This window comes from Crocosphaera watsonii WH 8501, from assembly GCF_000167195.1.
Lineage (GTDB): Bacteria > Cyanobacteriota > Cyanobacteriia > Cyanobacteriales > Microcystaceae > Crocosphaera > Crocosphaera watsonii.
Map to the genome: position 1 here is coordinate 1 of NZ_AADV02000147.1, position 10909 is coordinate 10909.

The 10909-nt window shown below is 37.3% G+C and carries 14 protein-coding genes and 2 pseudogenes; 7 read left to right on the forward strand and 9 right to left on the reverse strand.

Annotated elements, in window-relative coordinates:
- The 3 genes from CWATDRAFT_RS40555 to CWATDRAFT_RS40565 form a co-directional block, all read right to left on the reverse strand.
- The coding region (locus CWATDRAFT_RS40555) for a sensor histidine kinase (RefSeq protein WP_232287206.1) at nt 1–793 on the reverse strand (793 nt) is incomplete at its 3' end.
- 124 nt (nt 794–917) lie between these two features.
- Entirely contained in the window at nt 918–1610 is a 693-nt protein-coding gene (locus tag CWATDRAFT_RS40560; RefSeq protein ID WP_007307812.1) for a CHASE domain-containing protein, read from the reverse strand.
- Nucleotides 1591–1968 (reverse strand): CHASE domain-containing protein, encoded by a 378-nt coding sequence (locus CWATDRAFT_RS40565; protein ID WP_007307811.1) that lies wholly within the window; start codon nt 1966–1968, stop codon nt 1591–1593. Before CWATDRAFT_RS40565 ends, CWATDRAFT_RS40560 begins: the two co-directional genes overlap by 20 nt.
- A gap of 354 nt (nt 1969–2322) precedes the next feature.
- Here CWATDRAFT_RS40565 and psb34 point away from each other — a divergent pair, with 354 nt between their 5' ends.
- Nucleotides 2323–2511 (forward strand): photosystem II assembly protein Psb34, encoded by a 189-nt coding sequence (psb34, locus tag CWATDRAFT_RS25995; RefSeq protein ID WP_007307800.1) that lies wholly within the window; start codon nt 2323–2325, stop codon nt 2509–2511.
- A gap of 56 nt (nt 2512–2567) precedes the next feature.
- Here psb34 and folE read toward each other — a convergent pair whose 3' ends face one another.
- The 3 genes from folE to accA all read right to left on the reverse strand — a co-directional run bounded on the left by folE (nt 2568) and on the right by accA (nt 5302).
- Nucleotides 2568–3293: a GTP cyclohydrolase I FolE gene (gene folE, locus CWATDRAFT_RS26000; protein ID WP_007307810.1), complete on the reverse strand. Its 726-nt coding sequence runs from the start codon at nt 3291–3293 to the stop codon at nt 2568–2570.
- Between the two features lie 25 nt (nt 3294–3318).
- A complete protein-coding gene (locus tag CWATDRAFT_RS26005; protein ID WP_007307809.1) occupies nt 3319–4047 on the reverse strand; it encodes an SDR family oxidoreductase in 729 nt (242 codons plus the stop codon).
- 256 nt (nt 4048–4303) lie between these two features.
- Nucleotides 4304–5302 carry an acetyl-CoA carboxylase carboxyl transferase subunit alpha gene (gene accA / locus CWATDRAFT_RS26010; RefSeq protein ID WP_007307808.1) on the reverse strand — a complete coding sequence of 333 codons (999 nt, stop codon included), beginning with the start codon at nt 5300–5302 and terminating at the stop codon, nt 4304–4306.
- A gap of 200 nt (nt 5303–5502) precedes the next feature.
- Between accA and CWATDRAFT_RS26015 the strand changes: the two genes are divergently transcribed.
- The 3 genes from CWATDRAFT_RS26015 (at nt 5503) to CWATDRAFT_RS26025 (ending at nt 6890) form a co-directional block, all read left to right on the forward strand.
- Nucleotides 5503–5745 (forward strand): hypothetical protein, encoded by a 243-nt coding sequence (locus tag CWATDRAFT_RS26015; protein WP_021836678.1) that lies wholly within the window; start codon nt 5503–5505, stop codon nt 5743–5745.
- Between the two features lie 108 nt (nt 5746–5853).
- A complete protein-coding gene (locus tag CWATDRAFT_RS26020; protein WP_007307801.1) occupies nt 5854–6624 on the forward strand; it encodes a hypothetical protein in 771 nt (256 codons plus the stop codon).
- A 68-nt stretch (nt 6625–6692) separates the two neighbouring features.
- Complete coding sequence (locus CWATDRAFT_RS26025; protein ID WP_042712457.1) at nt 6693–6890, forward strand: hypothetical protein; 198 nt, start codon at nt 6693–6695, stop codon at nt 6888–6890.
- A gap of 215 nt (nt 6891–7105) precedes the next feature.
- On the opposite strand, the gene ftsY is transcribed toward CWATDRAFT_RS26025, so the two are convergent.
- A complete protein-coding gene (ftsY, locus tag CWATDRAFT_RS26030) occupies nt 7106–8479 on the reverse strand; it encodes a signal recognition particle-docking protein FtsY (RefSeq protein ID WP_007307807.1) in 1374 nt (457 codons plus the stop codon).
- A gap of 116 nt (nt 8480–8595) precedes the next feature.
- Complete coding sequence (locus tag CWATDRAFT_RS26035; protein WP_007307806.1) at nt 8596–8997, reverse strand: fasciclin domain-containing protein; 402 nt, start codon at nt 8995–8997, stop codon at nt 8596–8598.
- A 234-nt stretch (nt 8998–9231) separates the two neighbouring features.
- On the opposite strand from CWATDRAFT_RS26035, the gene CWATDRAFT_RS26040 reads away from it, so the two are divergent.
- The 3 genes and pseudogenes from CWATDRAFT_RS26040 to CWATDRAFT_RS26050 form a co-directional block, all read left to right on the forward strand.
- A complete protein-coding gene (locus CWATDRAFT_RS26040; RefSeq protein WP_007307802.1) occupies nt 9232–9546 on the forward strand; it encodes a DUF3593 domain-containing protein in 315 nt (104 codons plus the stop codon).
- A gap of 32 nt (nt 9547–9578) precedes the next feature.
- Nucleotides 9579–9887 carry a hypothetical protein gene (locus tag CWATDRAFT_RS26045; protein WP_007307803.1) on the forward strand — a complete coding sequence of 103 codons (309 nt, stop codon included), beginning with the start codon at nt 9579–9581 and terminating at the stop codon, nt 9885–9887.
- A 42-nt stretch (nt 9888–9929) separates the two neighbouring features.
- Nucleotides 9930–10139 (forward strand): annotated as a pseudogene (locus tag CWATDRAFT_RS26050) (hypothetical protein); the annotation flags it as partial.
- Nucleotides 10140–10167: 28 nt separating this feature from the next.
- Here the strand turns inward: CWATDRAFT_RS26050 and CWATDRAFT_RS26055 are convergent.
- Nucleotides 10168–10909 (reverse strand): annotated as a pseudogene (locus CWATDRAFT_RS26055) (transposase); the annotation flags it as partial.

A 10909-nucleotide genomic window follows, 5' to 3' on the forward strand; every position in this document is an offset into this window, starting at 1 on the left:
ACTCTCGATTTTCCTGCTGGTCATCAATCACTAGAATGCGATAATTCGGTTCATTGTTAGCCAAACTTACTATGGTTTGGTGTTGGTTATTTGTCCTAATTTCTTCTGTTTTAGGAATAGTAAATGGTAAATAAAATTGAATGATTGTTCCCCTCCCTAATTGACTGCTTAGATAGATTTTACCTCCCATTAAATTAATTAATTGAGATGTAATAGATAATCCTAAGCCAAACCCTTGTTTCTTATTCACCCGAAAAAAAGGTTCAAAAACTTTATCTTGAATGTCTGGAGCAATACCACTGCCATTATCTTCTATTTCAATCCAAAGATTTTCTTGATCAAGACTATCCGTATTATTATCACTCAGCCAAGCTTGATTATCACAAAATAATTTTATAGTAATCATACCTTGATCCGTAAACTTTATGGAATTATCTAAAAGGTTAACTAAAATTGTTCTTAGTTTAGTTTCATCAATTTTTATATATCGAGAAATTTCTGGTTCAATATAATAATTTAACTTGAGTTTTTTTCTTTTAACTTCTTCCTCAAACTGTCGAGAAATAGAATTTACTAAATTCTCTAAAATAACCATATTCCTCTGAATAGATATTTTTCCTGATATTAGCTTAGAAAAATAGAAGTTTTTATTCAATAATTGTAATAAATGTTGACTATTTTTTTGTATATAATAAACGTTATCTTTTTGCTCTTGAGTCAAACTATTGCCATAACTACTTTGTTCCAAGAATCCTAAAATATTGTTCAAAGGAAGTCGTAATTCATAGTTCATTTGAGTTAAAATTTGAGTTTTTTCTTCATTGGCATTTTTTAATTCTTGTATTCTTTTATCGATTCTTTTTTCTAAGTTTTCGGTATTCTCCAGCCAAGCATTTGTTCTTTCTTTAACTACTTGTTCAATATGATTTTTTTTCTGACAAGGTTTTCCATAAATAATTTGTTATTAATGTGGTTATTCCTAATCCTAATAGCAAAAGCAACATAGATTCTATTACAATAATATACTGATTATCTTCAGGAATAATTGTCAGAAACCATGAATCATCAGCGATCATTAGTTTTCTTTGACAGGGTAATAATGTTTCGCAACTTAAGGGAATAGAAAAAGGAATAGTTGTCGAAATATTAACTTTTTTAGTCTCAGCATCAAGAGCAAAAATGAGACTATTATCGCTTATAGTATCTGTATCACTAATAAAAAAACTATAGTCAGAAACGGATGTATGATTAACAATCCTTGTTATTAAATCTTCAATTCGATATACCGTATAGACAACTCCCTTAAATTTTTGACGACGCTCTTGAATAGTTTGTGGGTTGCTTTCTCGCTCATAAACAGGATAATATAACATAAAACCATGTCCTCCAGTAATCAAAGTGAAAGGCTGACTTGTGGTCATTTCTCCTGTATCTCTTGATTTTTCTAATGGACTATTGAGAACTTTGCTAGAACTTAATTCTAGTCCAACTACTGAGCGATAAAGTTGTTGAGGTTCCCCATAGGTTACAGGAAAATATTCTGTTTTATTATTCACTACATTTTTATCTTTACCCCAAATTTTAAAGTTACTAAATCCCGATATTATCATTTTTTTCGTAATTTAAGCGTTCTTGTTGAGAAATTCTAGCGGACCAAGCCATACCTAAAATTCCTAAATTTTCATCCAAAAAATGTTGAGTAAAAAGCTTAAAATCTTTCCGAGTAACTTGATCAGAAGACTCGTAAAATGCACCTAAGGACTGAGTAATATTGGTATATTCCTGAATATGTTGTTGTAAATGTTCAGTTAGATTATCTCCTTGTTTTTCAAAATTTGTCTTAACTCTATAAGCTTCTGAAGACCAATGGATAAAAGTAACAATAATAGAGATGCTTCCCCCTATAAAAACACTGAGTATAAGAGGAAGATAAAACGCTAAAGAACGAGAAGGAAACGGAGATTTCATTAGCAGAAATTATGAACCAAAAAAGCAAAGGTGATACAATCAATCCCATGATAACAACTTTAATGTCATCCCTGAAAATAAGTGGTGACTAGGGATAACATATAGGGTAACTCATAAAGATTATAAAAGTTGCCGTAAATCTACGGATTTTTGGCGATCTTTGCTCAGATAAGAATACGTACTTTGACGGGGAATAAGTAAAAATTAATACAACCTACTGAAAGCTGTTGTGCTAGGGTTTAGGGGTTAGTTTGAGTTGATTTCTTGCAACTTCCCCTTGTTTGTAAAGTTTTTTTATATTATATTGGGGGGGTAACAACTTAAAATTACAAAAAGCATATAAGAGGACTTTTTATGCCCTATACCACAGAAGAAGGCGGACGTTTAAACAATTTTGCAGCAGAACCTAAAGTTTATGAAGCTGAGCCACCCAGTGCCTCTCAAAAACGTAATTACATTATATTTGGTGCTGCAGCTGTCTTATTACTTGCTGGTGTGTTTACTGTTGCTGTTTATGCTTCCTCCAACGTTGGTGTTAGCTAAACTTACTATTTAGGGGTCAACAACTGTTGACCCCTAGTTGCTCAACTTAAGTTGTTCTAAAAGGGTTTTGGTTGATGGCGAATAAGGTTGAGGAACTCTTCACGGGTTTTTTGTTCTTCATCAAATTCACCAAGCATGGCACTGGTAACTGTCCAAGAGCCAGGTTTTTGCACCCCACGCATTACCATACACATATGACTAGCCTCGATCACCACAGCAACGCCACGAGGCTCTAAAATTTCTTGGATAGCTTCGGCTATCTGACGAGTGAGACGTTCTTGTACCTGTAAACGACGGGAGTACATTTCAACGATACGAGCTAACTTACTTAACCCGACCACCTTCTGGTTAGGAATATAAGCTACATGAGCTTGTCCCATAAAAGGTAACATATGATGTTCGCAGAGACTGAAGAAATTGATATCTCGCACCAACACCATTTCGTTATGTCCTTCATCAAAAATGGCTCCATTAACCAACTCTTCTAGAGACTGATTATAGCCTTGGGTCAGGAACTTCATGGCCTCTGCTACCCGTTTCGGGGTCTTGAGTAACCCTTCACGCTCAGGATCTTCACCCAATTCTTCTAGCATGGTGTAAACCGCTTCTTCCATTCTATCCATGCTTTCATCATTAGAAGTGGGTTGAATTTTCGCTTCTTGTCCATCATGGGTGTTGCGATCGAGTCTAGTGGTTACAACCTGTTCAACTATATCGGGGTTAAGCAAGTCAGAACCATTAGACTGACGAAGGTTGGGAGCGTTGGTGGAAGCTATTGTCATGGTAATAAAAACGCTGATCTTGGGATTAAAGGGTTCCAGCACTCGGTAAAATGGTCAAATCTTCAATGACGGCCTCGGCTGGGAGTAAAGCCGCTTGAAGGATAGTTTGCGCCACCAGTTCTGGGGTTAACATGGCACTGCGCTCAAAGTCAGCTTGTACTGTTTCTGTGTCCCACATCGGGGTATTAACAGAACCAGGGGAAATGGCAACTACACGAATACCATTACTCCGTTCTTCCACTGCTAATACTTTAGAAAAAGACAGTAAAGCCGCTTTGCTCACGGAATAAGCCCCCCACTCTGGAAATGCTTGAGTGGCTGCAATGGAAGCAACATTAATGATGGTTCCTTGTTTGCGCTCTCTCATCTGGGGTAATACCCCTTGTACACATTGAAAAACGCTGGTTAAATTCAAATTGATAACCTGCTGCCAGTCTGCTAAAGGAGTCTCCCTTAGCAAATTGGTGTAGCCCATTCCTGCATTATTAACTATAATGTCGATGTTACCAAAATCAGCTACAATCTCCTGAATGGTCCCTGGTATCTTGGCTAACTCGTTTAAGTCCATAACATAGGGTTTAGCTTTTACTCCTTGTTGGGTACAAGCTTGAGCTACCGTATCTAGAGCATCTAGGGAACGACTTACCAAGGCTACATTGATCCCTGCTTTAGCAAAAGCTAGAGCAGTTGCTTTGCCCATACCACTGCTTGCTCCAGTAATGATGGCATTTGCTTGACTTTGGGAAAAATCCATGATATATTCTATTTTCTATCATTGAAATCTCAACACTTTGGAGAGCGTCGTAGATAGTTGGCAACTGTTTAACGTCAGCTTTAGGGAACTGACATGGTAAAATTATCCCACAGTTTGCCCAGAAAATTGCTAGTTTTTCTGGTTGGGGCTGCTCTGAGGTAAAGTGTTAGGGAAATCTACGGCAGTTCTTACTTTTGGTTACAAAAGTTCACCTAGATTAGTATAACATCTTCTGGTCCATTCTTAGCTGAGACCGTCAAGAGTGAACGGCAACGGTTGCCTGGGAATCAATAAAAACTCCAATTTGGCGGAATTTGTCATAACGCAGTTTTTTTCGTTCTTCTGGGGTTAAACTGGCTAAATCTTCCAAAATATTCAGTAGATTATCCTTAAGAATTCCTGCTGCTTCTAGGGGGTTAGTGTGTGCTGCTCCTGATGGTTCTGGAATAATAGTATCAATGATCCCCAGTCCTTTGAGATCGTTAGCGGTAATTTTCAGGGCAACCGCAGCTTGAGGGGATTTTTTAGCATCTTTCCAGAGAATGGCGGCACAAGCTTCTGGGGTAGCCACAGTATAAACAGAGTGTTCGAGCATGAGTAGTTTATCCCCCACGCCGATGCCTAAGGCCCCTCCTGATCCCCCTTCTCCGATCACAGTGCAAATAATGGGGACATCAAAACTAAACATTTGACGGAGGTTAAAAGCGATCGCCTCTCCTTGGCCGAGTTTTTCGGCTTCTACACCAGCCCAAGCACCAGGAGTATCAATAAAGGTCAAAATAGGCATAGAAAACTGGTTAGCGTGTTCCATTAAGCGAATGGCCTTGCGATAGCCCCCTGGTGCTGGCATTCCGAAGTTTCTCGCCACATTGTCCTTGGTATCCCTTCCCTTTTGATGTCCGAGAATTACTACCGGGCGACCTCCCAGACGGGCGATGCCTCCCACTAGGGCCGGATCATCATAGCCCCCGCGATCGCCGTGTAACTCAAACCATTCATCGGCAATTGCCTGAATATAGTCTAAGGTACTAGGACGACGAGGATGACGAGCCAATTGGAGACGTTGAGAGGGGGTGAGATTGCTAAAAATTTCTTGCCTGAGATTTTCTGCTCTAGTTTCTAGTTGAGTAATTTGTTCAGAGACATCAACATTATTTTCCTCGGCCAATTCCTTAATTTGTTCGATGCGGGCCTGCAATTCCCATAATGGTTTCTCAAAGTCTAATAAAAAAGTTCGACGTTCGTTTTTGCTCATTAGGTTCTATTAAAATGTCAACTATTTTGAGTTCGGGGGTATTTCTCGACACAAGTTCCTACACTGATTTTATCAGAGAAGAGACCTTTTGCTGCTAATGAAGTCTTCGCGAAAGAAAAATCATGGCTCAAGTGTGATATTGGTGACGTTACCTTGTACAATAGAATGCAAGTGTTAAGAAAATATTAAAAATTTGTATTATGGATTCCAATGTATTAGGTCCCCAGAGTCTTCAGTTATTATTATCTATACTACTTCCCAGAGGTTGTCGCTTATCGGTAGTGTCTGATAATACCTACCGCGTTAGCTGTCCTGATTATGATATTGCCCATACTGTCTGGGAAAATCGTCTTAATTGTATTTATCCCCTTTTAGGGGCTGGAGAGGTTTTGGAGGTGGTTGCCTCAGATTACTATGCAAGAAGTTATCCGAAACCTTCTTAGATTGATAGTCTATTTTAGAAATTAATGTTAACGTTTAGAGAGGTTGAGAGTTTAGTTTAATTCTCAACTTCTACTTTTTTCTATTTACATTTGTTGAAGTTATTAATTATGAAATTAGATAAAAACGTTGTCAGACAATGGGCTACTTTGTTGTCTATTTTAGCTACTTTTTTTACTAATGTATTAGCTAATATTTCCCCCATCAATGGCTTAACCATTGGTGAAATTTCCAATGAAATTTTTAAAGATGTTTTGATTACTCCTAAAAGTTATGCTTTTGCTATTTGGGGATTGATTTATTTAGGTTTAATTAGTTTAGGAGTTTATCAAGCTTTTCCTAAAAATAGAAATAATGATTACTTACAGAAGATAGGTTACTATTTAGTTATTAGTAGTCTGGCGCAAATTGTCTGGGTTTTCTTATTTTTGTCCCGTTTATTTGTCCTTTCAACTGTAGCAATGGTGGCTATTTTGATTCCTTTGGTTTTAGTTTATTTAGAGTTAAATATCTCTTTGAAATATCGAGCAAAGCAACACAAATGGTTAGTTAATTTTCCTATCAGTGTTTATTTTGCTTGGATTACAGTTGCTACTATTCTTAATGTTGCCTCAGCATTATATTGGATAGAATGGAACGGGTTTGGTTTGTCTGATGTGGTTTGGACAACAATTATGATTATTGTTGCAGCTATTGTGGGTATTTTTATCAGAGTTACTCGACAAGATAAAGTTTATTGTGGTGTTTTTATTTGGGCTTTAGTTGCTATTATGATGCGTCATTTGGATACGTTACCTATTGCTGTAACTTCTGGAATTTGTGCGTTTATATTGGGTGCAATGATGTTTTTGAATTTTAGAGAAAAGATTGAATATAAATAATATTTTAATAAATACCTTATTCACTGTATTTGTGTAAATTCTAGAGGGAAATGAAATAAAGTGAAAAAATGTTATTTTTACAGCTTGGTTTTATTTATTATTATGGAATTACAACATCCCTCGATATTGTGGCTACAGTTGATGTAGCTGGTAGTTTTACGAATAGTGCGGAGATAATCGCAGTAGATCAAACCGACCCTGACTCCACTCCAGGCAATAATATTTTAGCTGAATGTAATGTAAAACTATTTAAAAAAACATCCTGAAAGCCTCATTTAGCAAGTATTTGAGGTTTTAATAGTTAGGGTTTGAGCGATTTTTACCATATCAAGTTAGGTAGAGCCATTTTTCCTAAAGCTATTTGTTGAATACTTGATTATCTTTAGGTTTGATTTATTTATTGATACATAGGTTGCTTAATTTATATAGTTGTTTACTAGAATTAATAAACTACCCCAAGTGCTAAACTTGGGGGATTCATTTATTCATTCAATAAAGCCTCAACAAACTCATAACTAGAAAAAGGTCGTAAATCTTCGATTCCTTCTCCTACACCAATAAAACGAATAGGTAAATCTAATTGTTTGGCAACAGCTAAAGCAACCCCTCCTTTTGCGCTTCCGTCTAATTTTGTTAAAACCACTCCGCTTAAATTAGCTGCTTCAGAAAAAACTTGAGCTTGACGTAAGCCATTTTGTCCCAAAGTTGCATCCAAAACTAACAAAGATTCCACCTGTGCTTTCTCTGCTTTCTTATCAATAATACGGCGAATTTTTGCTAACTCTGCCATCAAATTCTTTTTATTTTGTAGCCTTCCTGCGGTATCTACTAATAATAAATCAGCTTGACGGGCCTGTGCAGCAGAAATACCATCAAATACTACTGCTGCCGGGTCTGTATTTTTGCCAGGGTTAGCAATAACAGGGGTGTTAGTTCTTTCCCCCCAAACCTGCACTTGTTGAACCGCAGCCGCCCTAAAAGTATCAGCAGCAGCAATGATACAATTGTAGCCAGATTGTTGCGCTAAATGGGATAATTTACCGATGGTAGTGGTTTTCCCTGCACCGTTGACCCCTGTTAATAGCCAGATATTCAAAACATCTTTTTCTGGGGCAAAACCGGGATTAACTACTTTTTGCAAAGGACGGTCTAAAATTTCCCGTAAAATGCTTTTCAGGTATTCTAATGCTTGTTCTGGGGGCAAAGCCTCTTCTAAGAGTTTATTTTGTAGGGTAGAGATAATGTAATCTGTGGCTTCGAGGCCGGTATCCGCTTGTAATAAGAGGGCTTCGATCTCCATGACAGCATCTTCGTTGAGAGGCCCTTGACCAACAATAGATTTAAGTTGGTTGACCAAACCAAGACGGCTTTTTCCTAACCCTTGACGTAGGCGTTTTAACCAATTAATTTCTTCTTGGGAAACATCATCAGGGGCCCGGCCTTGTGCAGCTAATACTTTAGCAGACCAAACAAACTCTTCATCGAAGGTTAAGGGGGTTGTGTCTTCAACCGTTGCCGTTTCCATCGCCGTTTCTTTGAGAGCCTCTAAGCGATCGGATTTTTTCATCCAGGCCGGAACTTGCTCTGTTTCAGTCTCTGTGACAGGTTCAGCAACTTCTAGGGTTTCTGGTTCAATATCAGGAGTAACGTCCTCTTGTGTGGTTTCTGGAGGGGTTTCTGTGGATGGCTGACCTTGTTGAATATTTTTATAAGCAGTTTTTGCCCAAGCTAAATAATCTTCTTGGGTGGTTTCTTGGCTAGAAGTCTCAGTTTCAGGGGTTGTTACCTGTTCGGTGGGTTCTGAAACTGCTTCGGAATCTGCTTTTTTAGTCTTACGGTGAAACCAATTAAACATAGGAATACAATTTAGTGCTATTTAGATTATTTTAAGATTTTTTCGCTCAAATGATCACTGATAAGAGAGGGTTGATGCTGCTCCCTTTCTTATGGTTCTTCAGTGCCGACATTTAATTAACCCATTAAAATAACATTATCAATGACATGAATGACCCCGTTATCTGCCTCAATATCAGCAGCAATTACGGTGGCATTCTTAACTTCAAAACCATCAGAACAATCAATAGTAATAGGAGAACCTTCTAAAGAAATAACAGAATTAACTTTAGCTAAGTCTGCTTTCATTAATTTACCGGCAACTACATGATAGGTTAAAATACGGGCTAGTTGAGGTACATTCTGAACTAATGTTTGAATGGTTCCTGGGGGCAGTTTAGCAAAGGCCGCATCATTTGGGGCAAAAACAGTAAAAGGACATTCCCCTTTTAAAGCATCTACTAAGTTAGCTGTTTTAACCGCAGTAACTAGGGTTTCAAATCCTTCTGTATTCACGGCAATATCAACAATATCAGGCATATTTTTAAGCTCGCTTTTGATAATCCTTTTTCCTGATTATAAACCAAAAATGCCCTAATATTCTTAGAACAGTACCCATTGTGATATTTGAAGTTAATGAGATTCCTGGTAACCACACAATGACAATTAAAGATACCTTCATTGCTTGGTATTTCTGCGATCGCACCTTCTGAGAGGGTTCAAGAGAATCTAGATGTGATAAACTAAAGCATAATCTATACTAGCTGATTTTAGATGTTTTCTAAAGACAATCTTTTTGCTGTTTCTTTATTTCCCTATTTAGGGTTTTTATGGTTTCTCTCTCGTTCTCAAGAAACCCCTCGGTTAGCTTTAATTGGTTTCTGTGTTTTATTGATCTTTGTGGCTGTGACTATTCCTGCCGGAATTTATGCTAGGGTTCACTATGGGGCAGAATTAGCTAATGTTGATTGGTTACATGGTAGTGCAGAATCTTTCTTAACTTTATCTAATATTTTAGTTGCCCTGGGTTTCCGTCAAGGAATTATAGAATATCAAAAAAGACAACAGGAAAGCAAAACAAATGATTAAATTGTTATCTTAGAATAAGATGAATAAACATTATGAACTCTTTACCTAGTCCTTCTTTTTTTGACTCTGAAAAGGTTAGCCAATTTTGGCGAGTTCCTTATAAAAAACGTGCCAATGAGGCTAAACAATGGCGAGAAAAGTATCAAATTACCTCATCAGTAGAAGATAAAACTAAAATAATTTTATTATTAATTGATGTTCAAAATACCTTTTGCTTACCTGATCTTGAATTATTTGTTGCTGGAAAATCGGGCAATGGTGCAGTAGAAGATAACATCCGTTTATGTCAATTTATCTATAGAAATTTAGCTAATGTTACTACTGCAGCTTGGCGAAAGTAATCCACCAGATTTTTACAGAAACTTTCGTGACTAGCCACGACAATGTGTTTCAATGAAACTAACGGAAGAATCTCGAAGTTGATGTCCATGATAAAAGCATTGCCAATTAACCTCTCCAACCTACAGAAAACAGTACTCCAACAAATAGTGAGAGGGACAACAAGCCCCTATCGCCTTGTTAGACGAGCCAAGCTAATCTTAGCCGCAGCATCAGGAGAGAGCAATAGTTCGATTAGTCGAAGATTAGAATTAGGGTTTGCTGAAAAAGTTTCTCCAAAATTTATGCCACTTTTGACCAAGAATTTTCTGACAAATCAATAAGTTTTAGTACATAAAAATTGTTTAAAGTATAATCAAAATTAATGAAAGGCGGTTTGATGAGTTCCTATGTTCTATTATTAGTAAATAAGGACAAAAAAAGCGACAAAAACTGCCTCAGAAGTTTAGAAAGATTGACAACTAAAAATGTAATAGCAATAGATGTAATGGAGGTTTCAGGGAGTTTTGTCATCACGAGATTTAGGCTAAATCTTCGTTTAGCTTGTCCAAACTTTCCCTCAATAGCATTACGGAAGCATTCATCGGAGTGGGCTTGTTTCTTTTCTTCTTCACTGACATTTTTCGGAGGTCTTCCTAACTTCGGACCACTGATTCTTATCCCTCTTTCCTTACACTAATTTCTGTTTTCCCTAGTTCGATAAATTTTATCTACATGGACGGATTCGGGATAATAGCCAAACGTTTCTTTATACTTTTCTACTTGTTCTTTTAAATGACAAGATTCATTGAAGTTTTCCCAACTTATTTTGTCTAGAAACACATAGTTATCTACACAGCTTACTGAGAGTTTAGCTCCAAACTCTATTGGTTTTCCTGCTTTTCCCCTCACTATTGGACGAATATGCGGTTGAGTTAAACTTACATTCTTTGAGGACACTCTGGGTCTTATTTTCCCACATTGACTATTGTTGTTCATGGGGATCCTCTAGAGTNATCAGCAGCAGGCAGCGGCACTGCCGTGT

Coding starts and splice junctions, on each gene's coding strand:
- CWATDRAFT_RS26045 (WP_007307803.1), top strand. CDS start 9,579: ATGAACTCTTTACCTAGTCCTTCTTTTTTTGACTCTGAAAAGGTTAGC.
- folE (WP_007307810.1), bottom strand. CDS start 3,293: ATGACAATAGCTTCCACCAACGCTCCCAACCTTCGTCAGTCTAATGGT.
- CWATDRAFT_RS26020 (WP_007307801.1), top strand. CDS start 5,854: ATGAAATTAGATAAAAACGTTGTCAGACAATGGGCTACTTTGTTGTCT.
- CWATDRAFT_RS40565 (WP_007307811.1), bottom strand. CDS start 1,968: ATGAAATCTCCGTTTCCTTCTCGTTCTTTAGCGTTTTATCTTCCTCTT.
- ftsY (WP_007307807.1), bottom strand. CDS start 8,479: ATGTTTAATTGGTTTCACCGTAAGACTAAAAAAGCAGATTCCGAAGCA.
- CWATDRAFT_RS40560 (WP_007307812.1), bottom strand. CDS start 1,610: ATGATAATATCGGGATTTAGTAACTTTAAAATTTGGGGTAAAGATAAA.
- CWATDRAFT_RS26040 (WP_007307802.1), top strand. CDS start 9,232: ATGTTTTCTAAAGACAATCTTTTTGCTGTTTCTTTATTTCCCTATTTA.
- psb34 (WP_007307800.1), top strand. CDS start 2,323: ATGCCCTATACCACAGAAGAAGGCGGACGTTTAAACAATTTTGCAGCA.
- accA (WP_007307808.1), bottom strand. CDS start 5,302: ATGAGCAAAAACGAACGTCGAACTTTTTTATTAGACTTTGAGAAACCA.
- CWATDRAFT_RS26015 (WP_021836678.1), top strand. CDS start 5,503: ATGGATTCCAATGTATTAGGTCCCCAGAGTCTTCAGTTATTATTATCT.
- CWATDRAFT_RS26005 (WP_007307809.1), bottom strand. CDS start 4,047: ATGGATTTTTCCCAAAGTCAAGCAAATGCCATCATTACTGGAGCAAGC.
- CWATDRAFT_RS26035 (WP_007307806.1), bottom strand. CDS start 8,997: ATGCCTGATATTGTTGATATTGCCGTGAATACAGAAGGATTTGAAACC.
- CWATDRAFT_RS26025 (WP_042712457.1), top strand. CDS start 6,693: ATGTTATTTTTACAGCTTGGTTTTATTTATTATTATGGAATTACAACA.